The sequence below is a fragment of the Bradyrhizobium sp. Mp19 genome, from assembly GCF_029952935.1.
Taxonomy (GTDB): Bacteria; Pseudomonadota; Alphaproteobacteria; order Rhizobiales; family Xanthobacteraceae; genus Bradyrhizobium; species Bradyrhizobium elkanii.
Genome location: NZ_JASAUT010000002.1, coordinates 72,105 through 92,451, shown reverse-complemented (window position 1 = coordinate 92,451; position 20,347 = coordinate 72,105). Strand labels below are relative to the sequence as shown.

The following is a 20,347-nucleotide window of genomic DNA, read 5'->3' as shown; positions in this document are numbered from 1 at the left end:
CATCGGACGGGCGCCTACACGCTAAAAGAGAAACCTAAAACTTTTTCTATCCCGGCGAGGCGACGGTAATCTCGCGGTGCTAGCTCAACAGCCGACGTTTCGGTCGTCGTCGGGCTTGCATCACCATGATTGCGCGCATCTGTCTCCTCTTCGCTTTATTGCTACTGACGCCGTTGAGCTTCGCTGCAGCCGATAAATCGGCTTCAACGACTGCGGACCCGCACCGGGTCTGGATCGATCCGGGCTGGCGGCGGACGATCAGCCGCTATGCGATTACTTTCGACGAGCAGGGCCTGAGCACGACTATCTTCGATTTCGAAGCCCAAGCGCTCGATGAGAAGGGGGCCGAGGCGCTCGCTCGACGAACCTTCCGCTACAACAGCTATTTCTACGACTTGTCATCCAGCGAGCTCGCTACGTTGAAAGCCGACGGCCGGGTCATTGCGGTCGACGAACGCGCAATCCGAGACCAGCCGGACTCGACGGATGGCTCCTCTCCCTATTTTGACGAGCAGCGGCAGCGGTTGGTTGCTTATCCGGACGTCGCTCCCGGCGACAAGGTCAAGGGGCGGTTGATCTACAAGGCGAAGAGAGCCGTGTTTCCCGGCGAATTTGCGGGCTACTGGAGCCAGATGGCGGATCAACCTCGCGAGGTAATGGAGCTCACGCTCGATGCGCCCGCGTCGAAGCCGTTGCATGTCGGGTTGCGCAATGTCGAACATGAAGAGGAGAGGCGAGGCGACCGGATCGTCCATCATGTTCTCTTCAGGCAAGAAACGCCGAGGCCGCGCGAGATGGACGCGGCGACATTCGACGATGCCCGGCGGTTCGAGGTCAGCACCTTCGCGGACTATGCAACTTTTGCGGCGGTGTTGAACGCCCGTAACGCGCCGATGGCGCAGCCTGACGAGAATTTGGAAAAGCTCTCTGCCGAGATCGTCGGCGACGCCTCGGACGCCCGAAGCAAAGTTGAACGAATTCACAACTGGGTCGCGCGGAATATCCGGTACGTTGGGATCGGGCTCGAGGATGGTGGTTTGACGTCGCAACCCGCATCCGCAGTCCTCGCGGCGCGCTACGGTGACTGCAAGGCGCATGCGGCGATCCTCAAGGCGTTGCTCGCGGTTCAGGGGATCGAAGCCAACCTTGTCGTGGTGAATGCCGGCCTGCAGTACACGCTGACGCAGGTCGCGACGCAGAATTTCGACCACGCGATTGTCTATGTTCCGGCAATCGACCGCTATCTCGACCCGACCTCGTCGCTGGTGGCGTTCGATTCCCTGCCGCCGAACCTCGGCGGCAAACCCGCGCTCAACATCGACAAGGGGACGATCGGCCGTATCCCGGTGACGGCACCGCAGCGCTTCGTGTTGGCTGCGGATACGGAATACACGCTGCACAGCGATGGTACACGTCAGGCGCGCTCGGTGTTGTCCGGTAATGGACTGGGAGCAAGTGTTGGACGATCCGTCGCACTCGGCCTTGACGCGGGGGACCGTCAGAACGGCGCCAGGAAGCTGATCGAGCAGGCGGGGCTGAGCGGTACGGGCGACTACAGCTTCCCGAATCCGCGCGACCTGTCCGACAGCTATGCGATAACCGCGAACTTCCAGATCACCAAGCCCGTCGGCCTCAATCATCTCGAGCGGATCAGGATGCTGCCCCTGACTGACCCGCGCCCCTCGCTGCTGCTGCTCGCCACCAGCGGGCCAACCGACCGGGCCTTTCCGTGCCGCTCGCTGGAATATCGGGAGACCAGTTCGCTCACCGTACCTGAGGGAACCAACTTCTACGAAAAGCCAGCGCCGGTCATCTATAGCAAGAGTTTCAGCGGCAGCACGGCATACGGCGCCGCGACGGGGCGCATCGAGGTCAACGCGACCGCCACGCTAAACGGCCGCACGATTCGCTCCAGCGCGTTGGTGCGGTTCACCGTCGACGCTGCGGTCTGTCCGGCGGAATTTGCTGCGGCGATCAAGGCTGGCTTGGACAAGTTCGCGGAGTTCAAATACGGGCCGATCGGATTGACGCCGAAACCGGTGCCGCTCGTTACGGAAATCAGCGCCGAGTTTACCGATGGCGTGAACGCGTATCAGGCGCAAAACTACGCGCGCGCGATGGCTCTGCTCCGACCGCATGCCGAGCATGGCAACGCCAAAGCTCAATCCTATGTGGGGTACATGTACGAAAGCGGCTACAGCGTCGAGCGCAACTACGCCGAAGCGATCCGTTGGTTTCTGATGGCCGCCGAGCAGGGCGATTCCTACAGCCAGGGGAAGCTAGGCTACGCATTTGAGTACGGGCTTGGCACCGCGCGTGACGAGAAGGTCGCAGCCCAATGGTACGCCAAGGCAGCCGAACAGGGCGATGTCTTCGGTCAGACCACCTCGCGCGCCTCTATCGGGATGGCGCCGGTCTCGCCCAGGACTATCAGCAAGCTGCGACCTGGTTTTCGAAGGCTGCCGATCAGGGCTCGGCTTGGGCGCAGGGGAATCTCGCATTGCTTTACATCAAGGGCCGCGGCTTGCCGCTCGACCTGTCCCGGGGCATCGCGCTGCTTCGGGTTGCCGCCGATCAGAACGACAGTGAGGCCCAGTACAATCTGGGATATGCCTATGAGAGCGGCACGGGTGTTCCGAAGGACATCCAGGAAGCCGCCAAGTGGTACAGCAGGGCGTCCGATCGCGGTAATGCGCTCGCCCGCACGCGCCTCGCGGGATTGCTGGGAGGCGGCGGAATTTTGGGCCACCTGCGCCAACTCTTCGGTGGTCTTTGAGCTCCTGATCTGCCCGACGACCGTGCGCCAGCGCATCCGACCCATCGCCGCGAGAGCCGTTGCCGGCCGTCGGCCTCGGAATAAGGCCGCGGCGCAGGGGTTAGCCCGGACGATGGCCAAGTCGCGCAACCGTCATCGCGCGGGCATCGAAAGGCTGATACATCCTCGCCTACCAACTGCGAATTTATTGGGCGCCGCTTCACTGGGAGGACAACACATGGAATTGACACGACGTCATGCTCTTGCCGGCGCTGCCGGCATCGCCGCCGCACCGTTGCTATCAGCCGTTCCTGCGGCCGCTGTGGCGCCGCTCGCCGACAAGCAGGCGCCGAGCTTCTATCGCTACAAGGTCGGCGACATCCTCGTCACCGTGGTGTCCGACGGCAAGAATGTCTTCAAGCTGGAAGATTCATTCATCCCGAACGCGAAACGCGACGACGTCAACGCAGCACTGGAGAAGGCGTTCATGCCGCGCGACCAAATGACGATCTGGTTCGCGCCGCTGGTGCTCAACACCGGCGGCAAGCTGGTGGTGATCGACACCGGCAATGGCGCGCTGGCGAAGGCCAGCACGAAGGGCGCCAATGGCCTGTTCGCCGACAATTTCGTCGCCGCCGGCTTCGATCCCAAGAATGTCGACATGGTCGTGATCTCGCACTTCCACGGCGACCACGTGAACGGCCTCTTGACCGCCGAAGGCGCGCCGGCATTCCCGAATGCCGAGGTGCTGGTGCCGGCGACCGAGTGGAAGTTCTGGATGGACGACGGCGAGATGAGCCGGGCGCCGGCCGGCCGCATGCAGGGCCTGTTCAAGAACAACCGCAATATCTTCGAGGCCGGCCTGAACAAGAAGGTCACGCCCTACGAGTGGGGCAAGGAGATCGCGCCGGGCCTGACCTCGGTTGAGACCGTCGGCCACACGCCGGGTCATACCTCCTACGTGCTGGCCTCGGGCTCGGACAAGGTCTTCATCCAGTCCGACGTCACCAACAATCCGAACCTGTTCGCGACCAACCCCGGCTGGCATGCGTTCTTCGACCAGGACGGCGACGTGGCGGAGAAGACCCGCCGCCGCATCTACGACATGGTGGTTGCCGAGCGGCTCCAGGTGCAGGGCTTCCACTATCCGTTCCCGGGCCTCGGCCATGTGGTGAAGGACGGCGGCGGCTATCGCGTCGTGCCGGCACCGTGGAATCCGGCGATCTAGGTTCGTCATTCCGGGGCGATGCGTAGCATCGAACCCGGAATCTCGCGCCGCAATCTCTGGATTCCCCGATGCGCAATTGCGCATCTGAGGTTCGCGCGCAGGGCGCGCGCCCCGGAATGACAAGCAACATCTTGACGTCAAGCGGGCGCGGCCTTATAGCCGCGCCCATGATCAACGCCGCGACCATCATCATTGCCCGCCGCCGCCGCATTATCGCGGTATGGGCGGTCGCTCGCGTTTAAGACCATCGCCTCTGCCGCCGGACCTGATCCCGCGGCGCTCTCCTGAAAAAAGACACGCGGTTCGTTCTGGCGGCTCCTTCGTCATGCAGGAGCATCAATCATGTATACGCCACCGCCCTTCAAGCCTGACCGCGCCGCGAGCCTTGCCTTCGCGGAAGCGCGCGGTTTCGGCATGGCCTGCGCGTGGGACGGCGGCAAGCCGATCGCCTCCGCGCTCCCGTTCTACTTGACCTATGCCGCCGACGGCACGCCGCGGGCGCTGTTTCATGTTGCCCGTCACAATCCGCTGGTAAAGCTGGCGGGTGGCACGTCCTGGCTGCTGGCCGTCACCGGCGCCGACGCCTATGTTTCGCCGGACTGGTACGTGTCACCCGATCAGGTGCCGACCTGGCTCTATCAGGCGGTGCATCTGACCGGGCCGGTGCGGACGTTGTCGGATGACGAGCTTGCCGTTCAGATCGACGCACTGAGCGCCAAGTTCGAGGACCGGCTGCTGCCGAAAAAGCCGTGGGTGTCGGGCAAGATGACCGCCGCGAGGCTGGAAACCATGAAGAAGGCCATCGTGGGCCTCGAGATGATGGTGGAAGAGGTGGAGGGCAGCTTCAAGCTGAACCAGCACAAGTCTGAAACCGATTTCGCAGCGGTCGGCAACACGCTCGCTTTGCAGGCCGAAGCCGGTGCCCGGGACATCGCGGCCTTGATGCGCGAGGTGCGCCCGCAGGCTTTCGCGGTGATACAGACCGAGATGACTACGCTTCCGAGGAGCGAGCAATGACGAAGAAGAAAATCGGAATTTTGGGCGCGTCCGGCTACACCGGCGCCGACGCGGTGCGCCTGTTGGCGCGGCACCCGAATGCCGAAATCACCGCGCTTACCGCTAACACCCATGCCGGCAAGACGATGAGCGAGGTGTTTCCTCACTTCTTCATGCTCGACCTGCCAAAACTCGTGGAATGGGAAAAGGTCGACTGGACGCGGCTCGATGCCGTGTTCTGCGGACTGCCGCACGGGACGACGCAAGAGATCATCGCCGCGGTGCTGAAAGCCAATCCCGGAATCAAGATCCTCGATATGTCCGCGGATTTCCGGCTGCGCAACAAAGACAGCTATGCGCAATGGTACGGCCATGAGCACCGGGCGCTCGAATTGCAGGACGAGGCGGTCTATGGGCTGACCGAACTCTACCGGGAGGAGGTCACGGCCGCGCGGCTGGTAGCCTGTCCCGGCTGCTATCCGACGGCGGTGCTGCTGGCGCTTGTTCCGCTGGCGAAGGCAAAGCTGATTGACGTCGACGACATCATCATCGACGCAAAGTCGGGCGTCACCGGCGCCGGACGCGGACTGAAGCAGAACACGCTGTTCAGCGAGGCCGGCGAAGGGTTGTCGCCCTATTCGATCGGAAGCCATCGACACTCGGCGGAGATTGAGCAGGAGATTGGCGCGGCCGCTGGCTCGGCTGTGACGGTGAACTTCACCCCGCATCTCATTCCGATGGCGCGGGGTGAGTTCTGCACATCCTATGTCAAGCTCAACGGGGCTACGCCGGACGATTTGCGCGCCGAGCTGGAAAGGGCCTACGCCAGCGAGCCGTTCGTATATGTGACGAAGAAGGGTGTGCTGCCACAGACGCAGAACGTGCGTGGTTCGAATTATGTTCAGATCGGCGTCGTCGCCGACCGGATCAAGAACCGCGCCATCGTGCTCTCGACGCTCGATAATCTTGTGAAGGGTTCGGCCGGACAGGCGATCCAGAACATGAACCTGATGTTCGGCTTGCCCGAAACCACCGGACTGGAGCAGATCGCGCTGTTTCCATGAGCGGAGGTTGTTGTCGCTGGCGAGGGGCGCTCCATCTAAGGATAACTGCCCATCCCCGTTGGCGGCGCAGGCGCGGCCAGATGTGTTAAACGAAACGAACGAGCTCGAAAGGAACGTGCCATGACCCTCACCGACACCAACCAACCGAAAACCAAAAGCGGTGCGACCAAGGCCACCGTGTTCGTCGATGGCGCGTCCGGCACGACCGGCCTCGGTATCCAGGAGCGGCTGCTCTCGATCGGCGACGTCGCGGTGAAGCACATCGCCGAGGACAAGCGGAAGGACGCCGGTGCCAAGCGCGCGCTGATGGAGGAGGTGGATCTCGTGATCCTCTGCCTGCCTGACGAGGCTGCCAAGGAGACCGTGGCGCTGATCGACACGATGGGCAATGCCGCGCCAAAAGTGCTCGACGCCTCGACGGCCTATCGCGTTGCGCCCGACTGGGCCTATGGTTTCCCCGAGCTCGCGCCCGACCAGGCCGACAAGATCCGTCACGCGAACAAGGTCTCCAATCCGGGTTGCTATCCGACCGGCGCGATCGCGCTGCTGCGGCCGATCGTCGATGCCGGCCTGCTGCCGGCGGATTATCCGGTCACCGTCAACGCGGTGAGCGGCTATTCGGGCGGCGGCAAGTCGATGATCGCCAGCTTCGAGGACGGCTCGGCGCCGGCCTTCGAGCTCTACGGCCTCGGCTTCGAGCACAAGCATGTCCCGGAGATGCAGCTCTACTCGCATCTGACGCGAAGGCCGATCTTCATCCCGTCGGTCGGCAACTACCGGCAGGGCATGCTGGTCTCGGTGCCGCTGCAACTCGACGCGCTGCCGGGCAAGCCTGATGGTGCCGACCTGCAGGCGGTTCTCGCGAAGTGGTACGCCGGCAGCAAATATGTCTCGGTGATGCCGCTGCAGAACGAGGCCGCCAAGGGCGGGCGGCTCGAGCCGGAAGCGCTCAACGAGACCAACCAGCTCGAGCTCTACGTGTTCGCCAGCGACAAGCACCGTCAGGCGGTGCTGGTCGCGCGGCTCGACAATCTGGGCAAGGGCGCCTCGGGTGCCGCGGTCCAGAACATGCGGCTGATGCTCGGGCTGGCCGACAGCTGACGGCGAAGCGGATCGTGGACGACGCCACGCTGCAATTCTATCGGCGCAATGCCGAGGCCTATGCCGGGTGGGCGAAAGCCCCGTCCACCCGGCTGATCGGCTTTCTGAAGCTGCTGCCGCCGGGCGGCGCGATTCTCGAACTCGGCTGCGGCGCGGGCAATCATGCCGCGGTCATGCTCGCCGAAGGCTTTGTGCTGCGTGCGACCGACGGGTCGCCCGAGATGGCCGAGGTCGCGGCGCGCCGCATCAAACATCCCGTCGAGGCGATGCTGTTCGATGAGCTCGAGGACCGCGAAGCCTATGACGGCGTCTGGGCCAGCGCCTGCCTGCTGCACGTGCCGCGCGACGAATTGGCCGGCATCATCGGCCGCATCCATCGGGCGCTGAAACCCGGTGGCGTTTTCTACGCGAGCTACAAGATCGGCCATGGCGATGGCCGCGACAGCATCGGCCGTTACTACAATTATCCCGCGGCGGACTGGCTCGCCGCGACCTACGCCTCGTCAGGGGCGTGGACGCAAGTCTCGTCCGACACCAGCGAGATCAAGAGCTTTGACGAGGCGCCCGCGACGATGCTGCATATCGTGGTCCGGAAGAGCGGGTAGTTGATGCCGCGCCGGCGCGGCTGTCGCCGCAACCGGCGGGAATATTTGGATCAGACGATCTTGAAGATCGCGAGCGCCAGCACCGCCTGGGCGATGAAACCGACCGTGAAGGCCAGGGTGCGGAACACCGGCAGGCCGAGCGTGTACACGATCAGGTGGGCGACGCGGGCCCAGAAATAGACGGCGCAGGCCAGCACGGTCCATTTGGTGGAATAGTCGGCCGCATTGAGGATCAGGACCAGCGGCGCGAAGATCACGAGGTTCTCGATCGCGTTGTCATGGGCGAACATCAGCCGGTTGGCCCATTCCGCGTGCGGCTTGTCGTTGCGCGAGGGGTTGCCCATGGCGCCGGAGAGGCCCCGAACCTGACAGCGGTTGATGATGTAGGGAATCCACAGCAGCCCGGTCAGGATCACCGTCAGCGACAGCCAGAACAGTTCGCGCGTCATCGTCTCCCCCTCACGTGAATTCGATTCCCGACCGTCGGGACCGTCTGTTTATAGCTGAGCGGGAGACTTGGCGCTACGCGCGGACGCGGACATAGCTGCCCGGGGCGTCCTCGAGCACCTGCGTGCCGTTGGAGCCGACCATGCGCGCCGGGACCGTCTCCGGATCATGGCTTTCCAGCCAGCCGCGCCAGTCGGGCCACCACGAGCCCTTGTGCTCCTCGGCGGCCTTCAGCCAGTCGGCGAGCTTGATGTCCTTGATGTTGTCGTTGGTCCAGTACTGGTACTTCTTCGACGCGGGCGGATTGACCACGCCGGCGATATGGCCGGAGCCGGACAGCACATATCTCACCGGGCCGCCGAAGAACTGCGAACCGTAGAGCACCGATTCCGCCGGCGCGATGTGATCCTCGCGGGCGGCGAGGTTGTAGACCGGCACCTTCACCTTCGACAGATCGAGCAGCGTGTTGTCCAGCACCATGGTGCCGGTCGACAGCCGGTTCTCCAGATAGCAGTTGCGCAGGTAGTAGGAGTGGTTCGACGACGGCATCCGCGTCGCATCCGAATTCCAGTGCAGCAGGTCGAACGAGGAGGGCGTCTGGCCCTTCAGATAATTGTTCACGACATACGACCAGATCAGGTCGTTCGAGCGCAGCATGTTGAAGGCCATCGCCATCTTGCTGCCCTCGAGCACGCCGGATTCCTGCATGTCGCGTTCGAGCGCCGAGATCTGGTCCTCGTCGACGAACACCAGGAGATCGCCGGCATGGGTGAAGTCGACCTGCGCGGCAAAGAACGTCGCCGATGTCACACGCTGGCGGCGCTTCTCGGCGAGATAGGCGAGCGTCGAGGCGAGCAGGGTGCCGCCGACGCAATAGCCGGCGGTGTGCACCTTCATCTCGCCGGTGACCTTCTCGATCACGTCCATCGCCGTGAGCGGGCCTTCGGTCATGTAGTCGGCCCAGGTCTTCTTGCCGAGCTCCTTGTCCGGATTGACCCAGGAGATCACGAACACCGTGACGCCCTGGTCAACGCACCATTTGATGTAGGATTTCTCGGGGCGCAGATCGAGGATGTAGAACTTGTTGATCCAGGGCGGCACGATCAGCAGCGGCGTGCGCAGCACGTTCTCGGTCGCCGGCGAATACTGGATCAGCTGCATCAGCTCGTTCTGGAAGATCACCTTGCCCGGCGTCGTCGCCATGTTGACGCCGACTTCGAGATTGCTCGAGTCGGACTGGCGGATCCGCAGCGTGCCGTGGCCGGCCTCGATATCCTCGGCCAGCATCTTCATGCCGCGCACCAGATTGTCGCCATTGGTCTCGACGGTGGCGCGCAGCACCTCCGGATTGGTCAGCACGAAGTTCGACGGCGCCAGCGCGTTGGTGATCTGCTGGACGTAGAATTCGGCCTTCTTGCGCGTGTGGGGATCGATCCCGTCGGCGTCATGGACCAGCTGCTGCGCCCATTTTGAGGTCAGCAGATAGAGCTGCAGGATGAAGTCGAAGAACTGATTCGACTTCCATTCCGGATCCTGGAAGCGCTTGTCGCGCGGGGCCGGGGCGATCGCCGGCCTGGCATCGGCCTCGCCAGCCATGCGGCGTACCGCCGAGCCCCAGAGATCGAGGTAGTCCTTGCCGAGCTGCATCTGCAGCGACGAGGCGCGCTCCTTGTCGGACAGCCAGTATTCGGCGATCACGCTGAAGGTCTTGATCACCTCACCGAGCTCATTCGGCGGCTTGTCGCGGACTTCTCCCGACTGGCGCGGCTTGAGATAGGCTGCCAGCGCCTGGCCGCTGCTCTCCATGGCCCGCGCGATGTTCATGGCGAAGGCTTCGGCGTTGAATTTCGGGGCGGTCTGGGTGTCGGTACTAACGTTGCTCATCTGAGGTACAATATCGCGTCGTTTGGAGGGCGTCATCGCGCGGTGCGGCAATGAAAATCAGTCAAAATCCAGCATTTCGCTCTGTTGCGGTGCGAGAAAAAATCTTTGTTCCGTCATATTGAAGCCTCAGGGGTCGCTTTTGGTGTTCCCGCTTTAAGCGTTTCGGGCGACAATGGTTTGAAACGCTAAAGTCGGAATTAACGCAGCGGGGACGCTGCAAGGCTCGTACCAGTGCGACCCGTGTCGGCAACGTGCGACGTGCGCGCTAGCTTGTTGGGGACAATTCGGCGCATGCCGATCGATCGAATGAACAGGGGGCTCGCGGCCGCAGTGCTGCTCGCGTCGTTGGTGGCGCTGAGCGGGTGCTCGAGCACGATCGCCGATATGACAATGCCGGCCGATGCGCCGGCGCGCGAGAAGGACGCCGGCGGCTACCTGCCGGTCCATGATCTTCCGCCCGACCGCGCCGATCCGACGATCAAGCCGGCGGACCAGGCCAAGATCGAGCAGGAGCTGATTGCCGCGCGCGCGCGGCAGGCCTCGACGGCCGCCCAAAGCGGGAAGTAGCGCCCGACAAACGGCCGATCAGCGCTGGCGCCGCCCGGTGTCCGTGCTAAAAGAAACCCAGTTCAACCGCAGATCCGGCCGCAGCCCCCAGATCGTGCGCCTGAATTCGCTCTAAGTCATTGATTCAGTGCGATTTCTGTCAGAGGCCGAGCCGGCTTCCGCAAACTGGACCAAGGGGGTCGATTCTGGCATCGCGGTTGTCGGAGCAAGGGTCCCATGGAAGATTTTTACCGCATTCGCCGTCTGCCGCCTTACGTCTTTGAGAAGGTCAACCAGGCCAAGGCGGCCGCGCGCAACGCCGGGGCCGACATCATCGACATGGGCATGGGGAACCCGGACCTGCCGACCCCGCCGCATGTGATCGAGAAGCTCAAGGAGACGCTGGGCAAGCCGCGGACCGACCGCTACTCGGCCTCGCGCGGCATCAACGGCCTGCGCAAGGCCCAGGCCGCCTATTATGCGCGCCGCTTCGGCGTCAAGCTCAACCCCGACACCCAGGTGGTTGCGACGCTCGGTTCGAAGGAGGGGTTTGCCAACGTCGCGCAGGCGATCACGGCGCCCGGCGACGTCGTGCTGTGCCCCAATCCGAGCTACCCGATCCATGCGTTCGGCTTCCTGATGGCGGGCGGCGTGATCCGCTCGGTGCCCTCGGAGCCGACGCCGCAGTTCTTCGAGGCGGTCGAGCGGGCGATCATCCATTCGATCCCGAAGCCGATCGCGCTGATCGTCTGCTATCCGTCGAACCCGACCGCCTATGTCGCGGACCTCGACTTCTACAAGGACCTCGTCGCGTTCGCGAAGAAGCACGACATCTTCATCCTGTCCGATCTCGCCTACGCCGAGGTGTATTTCGACGAAAACAATCCGCCGCCATCGGTGCTGCAGGTGCCCGGCGCGATCGACGTCACCGTCGAGTTCACCTCGATGTCGAAGACGTTCTCGATGGCCGGCTGGCGCATGGGCTTTGCGGTCGGCAATGAGCGGATCATCGCGGCGCTGGCGCGCGTCAAATCCTATCTCGATTACGGTGCGTTCACGCCGGTCCAGGTGGCGGCGACCGCGGCGCTGAACGGTCCCGACGACTGCATCCGCGAGATGCGCGACACCTACCGCAAGCGCCGCGATGCGCTGGTCGAGTCATTCGGCCGCGCCGGCTGGGACATTCCGCCGCCGCAGGCTTCGATGTTCGCCTGGGCGCCGCTGCCCAAGGCGTTCGAGGCGGTCGGCAGCATGCAGTTCGCGACCCTGATGGTGGAGAAATCCGGCGTCGTGGTGTCGCCCGGCGTGGCGTTCGGCGAGCATGGCGAGGGCTATGTCCGCATCGCGATGGTGGAGAACGAGCAGCGGATCCGGCAGGCCGCGCGCGGCGTGCGCCGCTTCCTTGAAAGCGGCATCGAAACGTTGCACAACGTCGTTCCTCTCGCCAACCGACGCTAATCCTTCCAGGTTGCTTAATCTCCAGGTCCCTTAAATCCATGGTCGCACCCCTGAACGTGGGCATAGCGGGGCTCGGCACCGTCGGTGCCGATGTCGTCCGCCTCATCGAAACGCAAGGACGGGCGCTGGCCGAGCGCAGCGGCCGCGGCGTTCGCGTCGTCGCGGTCACGGCGCGCTCGAAAGCCAAGAAGCGCGGCCTCGACCTGCGCGGCATCGCCTGGGCGAAGAGCCCCGAGGCGCTCGCCGAAGATCCCAATATCGACTGCTTCGTCGAATTGATGGGCGGCGCCGGCGATCCCGCGCTGTCCGCGATCGAGACCGCGCTGAAGGCCGGCAAGTCGGTCGTCACCGCCAACAAGGCGCTGATCGCCAAGCATGGACTGCGCCTTGCGGCGGCGGCCGAGAAGCACGGCGGCGCGCTGAATTTCGAGGCGGCGGTCGGTGCGGCGATCCCGGTCATCAAGACGCTGCGCGAGGGCCTCGCCGGCACCAGCGTCAACCGCGTCTACGGCATCCTCAACGGCACCTGCAATTACATCCTGACCCGGATGGAGCAGGAGGGCCTGTCGTTCGAGGAGTGTCTGAAGGACGCCCAGCGTCTCGGCTATGCCGAAGCCAATCCGTCGTTCGACGTCGATGGTCACGACACCGCGCAGAAGCTCGCAATCCTGGCGAGCCTCGCCTTCGGAACCAAGGTCGCGGAAAGCGCGGTTTATGTCGAAGGCATCTCCTCGATCACGCCGGAAGACCTCAAGGCCGCCGCGGAACTCGGTTACCGCGTCAAGCTGCTCGGTGTAGCGGTGCGCACGGCAAAGGGCATTGAGCAGCGCGTGCATCCGACCATGGTGCCGAAATCATCCTCGATTGCGCAGGTGATGGGCGTCACCAATGCGGTCGCGATCGACGGCGAGGGGATTCCGCCGATCACACTGGTGGGACCCGGCGCCGGCGGCGGCGCGACGGCTTCGGCCGTGGTCGCCGACATCGCCGACGTCGCTCGCGGCATCCGTGCCAAGCCGTTCGGACGGCCGGTGGAGCGGTTGCGTGACACCACCAAGGCGCCGATGGAACGCCATGAGGGTGGCTATTATATCCGCCTGATGGCGCGCGATCTTGCAGGCACTGCCGCAACAATCGCCACCCGCCTGGCGGAACAGAAGATATCTCTGGAATCCATCGTGCAACGGCACCCCGATGGCGTCGATGTGAACGGTGCGGCCAAAAAACCTTCACCGGTCCCGGTCATTCTGATTACCTATGCGACCAGCGAGGATGCCGTGCATCGTGCATTGGCCGCAGTGCAGCGCGATAAGGTCATCAGCGGCCGGCCGCAGGTGATCCGGATTGAGAAAAACTAGCGCATGGCCTGAAACGGGTCGGGCGTGAGACGATTGATGCGGGCAGGCTGGCCTGTCCCCGAGGCTTAAGGAGTACGCCGATGTCGACCCATATTTCCGTTCCGCCGCAGATGCTGCTCGAGCGCATCCTGACGCTCGAAATCGTGCGCGTGACGGAGCGCGCGGCGGTGTCGGCCGCGCGGCTGCGCGGCCACGGCCAGGAGAAGGCCGCCGACAAGGCCGCCGTCGATGCGATGCGGCGCGAGCTCAACAAGCTGCCGATCGAGGGCACCATCGTGATCGGCGAGGGCGAGCGCGACGAGGCGCCGATGCTGTTCATCGGCGAGAAGGTCGGCCTCAACGCCGGTCCCAAGGTCGACATCGCGGTCGACCCGCTCGAAGGCACCACGCTGTGCGCCAAGAACATGCCGGGCTCGATCGCCACGATGGCGATGGCCGATGGCGGCACGCTGCTGCACGCGCCCGACGTCTACATGCAGAAGATCGCGATCGGCCCGGGCTACGCCAAGAACGTGATCGAGCTCGATGCGCCGCCGGCCGACAACGTCCGCCGGCTCGCCAAGGCCAAGGGCGTCGACCCCAGCGCGATCAACGTGCTGGTGCTCGACCGTCCGCGCCATGCCGACATCATCAACAGCGTGCGTTCGACCGGCGCTGCCGTGCAGCTGATCACCGACGGCGACGTCGCCGGCGTCATTCACTGTGCCAAGCCCGACGAGACCGGCGTCGACATGTATATCGGTACCGGCGGCGCGCCCGAGGGCGTGCTCGCGGCGGTGGCGCTGCGCTGCATCGGTGGCCAGATGCAGTGCCGCCTGATCCTCGACACCGAGGAAAAGCGCGAGCGCGCGCACAAGATGGGCGTCACCGATCCGAAGATGATCTACGGCATCGAGGACATGGCCAAGGGCGACTGCCTGTTCGCCGCCACCGGCGTCACCACCGGCTCGCTGCTGACTGGCGTGAAGTTCAAGAAGGACGTGATCGAGACCGAGACGGTCGTGATGCGCTCGGTCACCGGCACCGTGCGCTACATCAAGGCCGAGCATCGGCAGCTCGAGAAATTCCACCTGGATTAAACAGACGCTGTCATTCCGGGATGGTCCGAAGGACCAGAACCGGAATCTCGAGGTTCCGGGTCTGGTGCTGCGCACCATCCCGGAACGACGCGCTAAACAAACAACAAAAAACAGGGAGACGCGCATGTCCGATCTGTCCGAGGTCAAGGCGCTGGTATTCGACGTGTTCGGGACCGTGGTCGACTGGCGCACCAGCCTGATCAACGACTTCACCAGATGGGGCGAGACGCGCGGTATCAAGGCCGATTGGACCGCGCTGGTCGACGGCTGGCGCGCGGTCTATGCGGCCTCGATGGACGAGGTGCGCAAGAACCCGCAGAACGGCTACGTCATCCTGGACGTATTGCACCGCCGCTCGCTGGAAAAACTCGTCGCGCAGTTCGACGTCAAGGGCCTGACCGAGGCCGACCTGCAGCATCTGACGCTGGGCTGGCATCGCCTGCACGGCTGGCCCGACAGCGTCGCCGGCCTGACCCGGCTGAAGACCAAATACATCATCTCGCCGCTCTCCAACGGCAACGTCGCGCTGCTCACCAACATGGCGAAGTTCGCAGGCCTGCCCTGGGACCTCGTGATGTCGGCCGAACTGTTCGAGCACTACAAGCCCGATCCTGAAACCTATCTCGGCGCCGCGAAGCTGCTCTGTCTGCCGCCGGAGCAGGTGATGATGGTCGCCGCGCACAATTACGACCTGAAGCACGCGCAGAAGCTCGGCCTGAAGACCGCCTTCGTGGCGCGTCCGACCGAATACGGCCCGCTGCAAAAATACGATTTCGAGGCCACCGGAGAATGGGACATCGTGGCCAAGGATTTCGGGGAAATCGCCGGCCGGATGGGCTGCTAGAACTGGTCCACAAATCATCGAAGCGTTACGATTCCTACCTGATTGGGAAAGGATCATGACGCTGCACGCATCCGCACTGCCCGTTGAGGCGCCACAGGCGTTCCTCGGCGTGACGCGGTCGCTGACCGGGAAACTCTGGCGCGACCGGCTGGATGCGCGCGGGGCGGCGCGGGCGCTCGCGATCGTGCAGCGCTATCAATTGCCGGAAATGCTGGCGCGCGTTCTGGCGGGGCGCGACGTCGCGATCGACGAGGTTCCCGACTTCCTCGACCCGACCATCCGCAAGCTGATGCCGGACCCCCACACGGTCACCGAGATGGAGCACGCGGCCAAGCGCATTGCGGATGCCGCTGATCGCGGCGAGAAGGTTGCGATCTTCGGCGACTATGACGTCGACGGCGCGACCTCGGCCGCGCTCTTGACCTGGCATCTGCGCCATTGCGGGCTGGACCCGCTGATCCACATTCCCGACCGCATTTTCGAAGGCTACGGGCCGAACGTCGACGCCGTGCGCGCGCTGGCGGCAAAGGGCGCGACGCTGCTCGTCACGGTCGATTGTGGCACCACCAGCATCGAGCCGCTGGCGGAAGCCAGGAAGCTCGGGATGTCGGTCGTCGTGATCGATCATCACCAGACCGGCGATGTGTTGCCCGAGGTCGATGCACTGGTGAATCCGAACCGGCCCGACGATCTCTCGGGGCTCGGCCATCTCGCAGCGGTCGGCCTCGTGCTGGTGACCTTGGTTGCCGTAAATCGCGAACTGCGCCAGCGCGGCTTCTGGACCGGCGAGATGCCGGAGCCGGACCTGCTTAGCGTGTTGCATCACGTCGCGCTCGGTACCGTGGCCGATGTCGCGCCGCTGATCGGGCTCAACCGGGCCTTCGTCGCCAAGGGCCTGATCGCGATGCGCCGCCGCGACCATGTCGGCCACACCGCGCTGATGGATGTCGCGCGCCTCAACGGCCCGCCGGAGGCCTGGCATCTCGGCTTCATGCTGGGGCCGCGCATCAATGCCGGCGGTCGTATCGGGCGCGCCGATCTCGGCGTGCGGTTGTTGCTCGAAGGCGACGTCTCCGAAGCTGCGCGGATCGCGGCCGAGCTCGATCGCCTCAATGCCGAACGGCGCGTGATCGAGCAGGCGGCCGAGGCACAGGCCGAGGCCGAGGCGCTGGCTTCGCTCGGGCTCGAGGACAAGGGCGCTGTCATCGTCACCGCGGCGGAAGGCTGGCATCCCGGCGTGGTCGGGCTGGTCGCGGCGCGGCTGAAGGAAAAGTTCGCGCGTCCCGCGTTTGCGATCGCGCTGGAGCCCGGCGGCATCGGCACCGGATCGGGCCGCTCGATCGGCGGCGTCGATCTCGGCAAGGCGGTGCGGCAGGCGGTGCATGACGGCCTCCTGATGAAGGGCGGCGGGCACGCGATGGCGGCCGGCGTCACGCTGCGCAAGGAGAAGCTCGCCGAATTCCGCGCCTACATGGAGAGCGCGCTGGCGGCCGACGTCGCCAATTCGCGTCACGAGAACGAGCTGTTCATCGACGGCGCCGTGACCGCGCGCGCGGTGACGGCGGAATTCGCTGCGACGCTCAATCGCGCGGGCCCGTTCGGCAGTGCCAATCCGGAACCGGTGATCGCGCTGCCGTCGCATCAGCTGGTCTATGCCGACGAAGTCGGGCAGGCGCATCTGCGGCTGCGCTTCAAGTCCGGCGACGGCTCCATCGTCAACGGTATCGCGTTCCGTTCCGTCGGACAGAAGCTCGGCAGCGCCTTGACGCAAAATCGCGGGCAACAGTTGCACGTGGCGGGCTCTCTTGCGGTCGACCGTTGGCAAGGCACCGAACGTGTGCAATTCCGTGTCCTCGACGTCGCGGTGCCGGATCAGGGCCCGACGGTGATCCGATAAGAAACGTTGGGAGAGGACATGTCAGGACAGGTTGAAGGCAAGGTCGCACTGGTGACCGGCGGCGCATCAGGCATTGGCGAGGCCATCGTTGAATTGCTCGCGCAGGAAGGCGCGACCGTTGTTGCGACCGATATCGATGAGTTGAGGGGACCGGAGCTCGCAGCGCGGCTGAAGAAGGCTCGTCGCGACGTGGTCTTTCTGCAGCAGGATGTCACCAGCGAGGAGCGCTGGATCGAGGTTGTCGCTGATATCGGCAAGCGCTATGGCCGCCTGGATATCATGGTCTCGAACGCCGGTATCGGCATCGGGGCGCCTTCGATTGTCGAGATGTCGCTCGCCGACTGGCGCCGCCAGACCGCCATCAATATCGACGGCGTGTTCCTGTCGGTGAAGCATTCCCTGCCGCTGATGCGCAAGCATGGCGGCGGTTCCATCATCATGATGTCGTCGCTGGCTGGCCTGCGCGGTGCGGCGACGCTCTCCGGCTACAGCGCGACGAAGGGCGCGGTGCGGCTGTTCGCCAAGTCGATCGCGATGGAATGCGCGCAGATCGGCGACGGCATCCGCGTCAACTCGGTGCACCCCGGCATCATCGACACGCCGATCTGGGGCAAGATCCCGACCGGCGCGACCGGTGCTGGCCAGAACGCGCCGATCGATCCGGAGGAGCGGGCAAGGTTCGCCACGCCGCTGGGCCGCGCCGGCCAGGCGATCGAGATCGCGCAAGGTGTGCTCTATCTCGCTTCCGATGCGTCACGTTACGTCACGGGCAGCGAGCTCGTGATCGACGGCGGCATGAACGCCGGCGGCGTCGTGCAGCAGCCTCCGAACGGTTAGCCGCGAACTGTCGTAGCCCGCATGAGCGGAGCGACATGCGGGAAAACCGCCCCGGGTATCGCTTTCGCTCACCCGGGCTACGCAGCTGCGAGGAGTTGAGCGGCGCATTTGCATCCCAACCGCCGTCGTCCCTGCGAAAGCAGGGACCCATACTCCGCGGCCGATGTTGTGAACGGGACTTGTCATTCCAGCGGTGTGCAACAATCATCATCCGTGGTTATGGGTCCCTGCTCCCGTGCGCAATTGCGCACTAGGCAGGGACGACACGGAGTATGTGCTGCGAGCTACCCGCCTTGCCGTAACCGCGCCAGCACCTTGAGCCCGCCGTAACCATCGGCGGGCAACAGGCCCATCTTGATCTGAAAATCCTTGATCGCCTTCATGGTGTCGTTGCCGACGCGGCCGTCGGTGCCGCCGGTGTCGAAGCCGGCCTTGGTCAGCCGCGTCTGCATCTCCTGCACCTCGGCGAGCGTCAGCGCGCGCTCCGAGCCCGGGAAGGGCTGGATGAAGGGCGGCCCGCCGAGGCAGCGATCGCCGAGATGGCAGATCGCCAGCGCGTAGTTCATCGACGGGTTGTAGCTCTTCACCGAATTGAAGTTCGGACCGAGCAGGAATGCCGGGCCGCCCGCGACCGGGATCCACAGTCGCGCTGATGCGTTCGGCTGCGGAAACGGCTGGCCGTCGGCGCGCGTCACGCCGGCGCTGGCCCAGGCCGCATAGGTGCGGCTGCTGCTGGCGTCGCCGCCGGGCGCGCGGACCTCGTAACCCCAATGCTCGCCGCGGTGCCATTTGCCGCGATTGACGAGATATTTCGCGGTCGAGCCCAGCGCGTCGTCGGGCCGGCCGAACGGCGAGACCTTGCCGTCGCCGTCATAATCGAAGCCGACATTGAGCCAGACTTCCGGCATCCACTGCGAATGCCCCATCGCGCCGGCCCAGGAGCCGTTCATCTCCTCAGGCGTGCTCCAGCCGCGCTGCACGATCTTCATCGCGTTGATCAGTTCGGTCTCCCAATAGGCCTTGCGGCGCGGCTCGTTCCAGGCGAGCGCCGCCAGCGAGGGAAACACCGGCGTCATGTGGTTCTGCTGCACCAGCGGATCGCCATAGGCGGACTCGACGCCCCACAGCGCGAGCAGCGTGCCGCGCTCGACGCCGAAGTCGCGCTCGATCCGGCCGAACAGCGCCTCGTTCTTCTTCAGCGCTTCCCGGCCGTGAATGATGCGCCAATCGGAGACGCGGCGATTGATGTACTGCCAGATCTGCTCGTGGAATTCAGGCTGGTTGCGCATCTGCCTGAACACGCTCATGTCGGGCTCGACCTGTCCCATGCAGCGAGTCCAGGTCGCCTCCGAAATGCCTTTTGCCAGCGCGCGGGCGCGAAAATTGTCGCGCCACTGGTCGAAGCCGGGAGGGGCGGCCGCGAGCGCGCCGAGCGGATTGACGAGCACCGCGCCTGCGGCGAGCCCCGCCTTCAGGACGGCGCGGCGGGCAGGGGATTTCGGAGAATCAGGCTGTTTCATCGGGCCAGTGTAGCGGCGCCGATCGGGCGAGCCAAAAGCCACACCGCCGCAGGAGCCATTGTTTTGAGCATGACCTCCGCGCAAACGCGTTCCGCGTTTGTCGCGAGGGAAAACCGGTTCCCACTTTTCGGGAGCATGCTCTAGCTATCCTGCAAATCTATGGCGATTTTTGACAGCCACCGGCGCACCACCTGTTCCGACCTGGCGTCGAGACTGGCGGCGAGCCGGCGTTCCTGGGCCTGGGCGATCTGCCGGCATTTCTCCAGCAGCGTGGTCCCATGGCCGGTCAGGGTCCATTGCAGCACGCGGCCGTGGACGGGGTGCGCCGTCTTGCGGATTGCGCCGTCGCGCTCGAGGTTGCGGATGATCACGCTCACGGTCTGCGGCGTCAGCAGCGCGACGCGAGCCAGATCGGCGCCCGAGAGCCCCGGATAGGCTTTCAGCATCGTCAGCACGACGAATTGCGGCGAGGTGACGCCGAGCCGTCCCAGTTGGCGCTCCATCGACAGCCGCGAGGCCGCGTGGGCCTGGCGCAGCAGATAGGCGAGATAGCCCTGCTCGCCGCGCTTGCCTTCGCCCGGCGCCGGGACAGAAGGGGCGAGCAGGACGTCGCCTGCGGTCGATCCTGTATTCGCTGCGGCCCTTCGGCCGGCGGCTTTTCCGACCGGACGCCGCTCGGCGGTGCCGGATTTGCCTCGTTTCTGCATTGCCGCCATGTCGCCTGCTGT

At 64.6% G+C, this 20,347-nt stretch carries 17 protein-coding genes and 1 pseudogene; 14 read left to right on the top strand and 4 right to left on the bottom strand.

Going from position 1 to position 20,347, the window contains the following annotated elements; all coding sequences use genetic code 11:
- Positions 1–125: 125 nt before the first annotated feature.
- The 7 genes and pseudogenes from QJT82_RS03195 to QJT82_RS03165 all read left to right on the top strand — a co-directional run.
- Positions 126–2,320 (top strand): annotated as a pseudogene (locus QJT82_RS03195) (DUF3857 domain-containing protein); the annotation flags it as partial.
- Between the two features lie 18 nt (positions 2,321–2,338).
- The gene (locus QJT82_RS03190) at positions 2,339–2,776 is read left to right on the top strand and encodes a tetratricopeptide repeat protein (RefSeq protein WP_245288791.1); all 438 of its coding nucleotides are present in this window, start codon (positions 2,339–2,341) and stop codon (positions 2,774–2,776) included.
- 217 nt (positions 2,777–2,993) lie between these two features.
- Positions 2,994–3,983, top strand: coding sequence for an MBL fold metallo-hydrolase (locus QJT82_RS03185; protein ID WP_028342132.1), 990 nt, complete (start codon positions 2,994–2,996; stop codon positions 3,981–3,983).
- Positions 3,984–4,325: 342 nt separating this feature from the next.
- The gene (locus QJT82_RS03180; protein ID WP_028342131.1) at positions 4,326–5,000 is read left to right on the top strand and encodes an FMN-binding negative transcriptional regulator; all 675 of its coding nucleotides are present in this window, start codon (positions 4,326–4,328) and stop codon (positions 4,998–5,000) included.
- Positions 4,997–6,043, top strand: a complete 1,047-nt coding sequence (gene argC, locus QJT82_RS03175; RefSeq protein ID WP_028342130.1) for an N-acetyl-gamma-glutamyl-phosphate reductase — start codon at positions 4,997–4,999, stop codon at positions 6,041–6,043. Before QJT82_RS03180 ends, argC (QJT82_RS03175) begins: the two co-directional genes overlap by 4 nt.
- 120 nt (positions 6,044–6,163) lie before the next feature.
- Positions 6,164–7,144, top strand: a complete 981-nt coding sequence (gene argC, locus QJT82_RS03170) for an N-acetyl-gamma-glutamyl-phosphate reductase (protein ID WP_028342129.1) — start codon at positions 6,164–6,166, stop codon at positions 7,142–7,144.
- Between the two features lie 14 nt (positions 7,145–7,158).
- Complete coding sequence (locus QJT82_RS03165) at positions 7,159–7,749, top strand: class I SAM-dependent methyltransferase (protein ID WP_028342128.1); 591 nt, start codon at positions 7,159–7,161, stop codon at positions 7,747–7,749.
- 50 nt (positions 7,750–7,799) lie between these two features.
- On the opposite strand, the gene QJT82_RS03160 is transcribed toward QJT82_RS03165, so the two are convergent.
- On the bottom strand, positions 7,800–8,198 hold the full coding sequence (locus QJT82_RS03160; protein WP_028342127.1) for an MAPEG family protein: 399 nt from the start codon (positions 8,196–8,198) through the stop codon (positions 7,800–7,802).
- A gap of 73 nt (positions 8,199–8,271) precedes the next feature.
- Positions 8,272–10,080 carry a class I poly(R)-hydroxyalkanoic acid synthase gene (gene phaC, locus QJT82_RS03155; RefSeq protein ID WP_028342126.1) on the bottom strand — a complete coding sequence of 603 codons (1,809 nt, stop codon included), beginning with the start codon at positions 10,078–10,080 and terminating at the stop codon, positions 8,272–8,274.
- Positions 10,081–10,371: 291 nt separating this feature from the next.
- Here phaC and QJT82_RS03150 point away from each other — a divergent pair, with 291 nt between their 5' ends.
- From QJT82_RS03150 to QJT82_RS03120, 7 genes are all read left to right on the top strand, one after another.
- Positions 10,372–10,647 (top strand): hypothetical protein, encoded by a 276-nt coding sequence (locus tag QJT82_RS03150; RefSeq protein ID WP_016842954.1) that lies wholly within the window; start codon positions 10,372–10,374, stop codon positions 10,645–10,647.
- A 216-nt stretch (positions 10,648–10,863) separates the two neighbouring features.
- A complete protein-coding gene (locus tag QJT82_RS03145; RefSeq protein WP_016842955.1) occupies positions 10,864–12,084 on the top strand; it encodes an LL-diaminopimelate aminotransferase in 1,221 nt (406 codons plus the stop codon).
- Positions 12,085–12,122: 38 nt separating this feature from the next.
- Positions 12,123–13,442: a homoserine dehydrogenase gene (locus QJT82_RS03140; protein ID WP_028342125.1), complete on the top strand. Its 1,320-nt coding sequence runs from the start codon at positions 12,123–12,125 to the stop codon at positions 13,440–13,442.
- Between the two features lie 80 nt (positions 13,443–13,522).
- Positions 13,523–14,521: a class II fructose-bisphosphatase gene (gene glpX / locus QJT82_RS03135; RefSeq protein ID WP_028332190.1), complete on the top strand. Its 999-nt coding sequence runs from the start codon at positions 13,523–13,525 to the stop codon at positions 14,519–14,521.
- Between the two features lie 124 nt (positions 14,522–14,645).
- Positions 14,646–15,365, top strand: a complete 720-nt coding sequence (locus QJT82_RS03130; protein ID WP_028342124.1) for a haloacid dehalogenase type II — start codon at positions 14,646–14,648, stop codon at positions 15,363–15,365.
- Positions 15,366–15,420: 55 nt separating this feature from the next.
- A complete protein-coding gene (recJ, locus tag QJT82_RS03125; protein WP_028342123.1) occupies positions 15,421–17,262 on the top strand; it encodes a single-stranded-DNA-specific exonuclease RecJ in 1,842 nt (613 codons plus the stop codon).
- Positions 17,263–17,280: 18 nt separating this feature from the next.
- Positions 17,281–18,099 (top strand): glucose 1-dehydrogenase, encoded by an 819-nt coding sequence (locus QJT82_RS03120; protein WP_028342122.1) that lies wholly within the window; start codon positions 17,281–17,283, stop codon positions 18,097–18,099.
- A 284-nt stretch (positions 18,100–18,383) separates the two neighbouring features.
- On the opposite strand, the gene QJT82_RS03115 is transcribed toward QJT82_RS03120, so the two are convergent.
- Together QJT82_RS03115 and QJT82_RS03110 are read right to left on the bottom strand one after the other, a co-directional pair.
- Positions 18,384–19,619 carry a lytic murein transglycosylase gene (locus QJT82_RS03115; RefSeq protein WP_028342121.1) on the bottom strand — a complete coding sequence of 412 codons (1,236 nt, stop codon included), beginning with the start codon at positions 19,617–19,619 and terminating at the stop codon, positions 18,384–18,386.
- A 140-nt stretch (positions 19,620–19,759) separates the two neighbouring features.
- Positions 19,760–20,335, bottom strand: coding sequence for a MarR family transcriptional regulator (locus QJT82_RS03110; RefSeq protein WP_028342120.1), 576 nt, complete (start codon positions 20,333–20,335; stop codon positions 19,760–19,762).
- Positions 20,336–20,347: the final 12 nt, after the last annotated feature.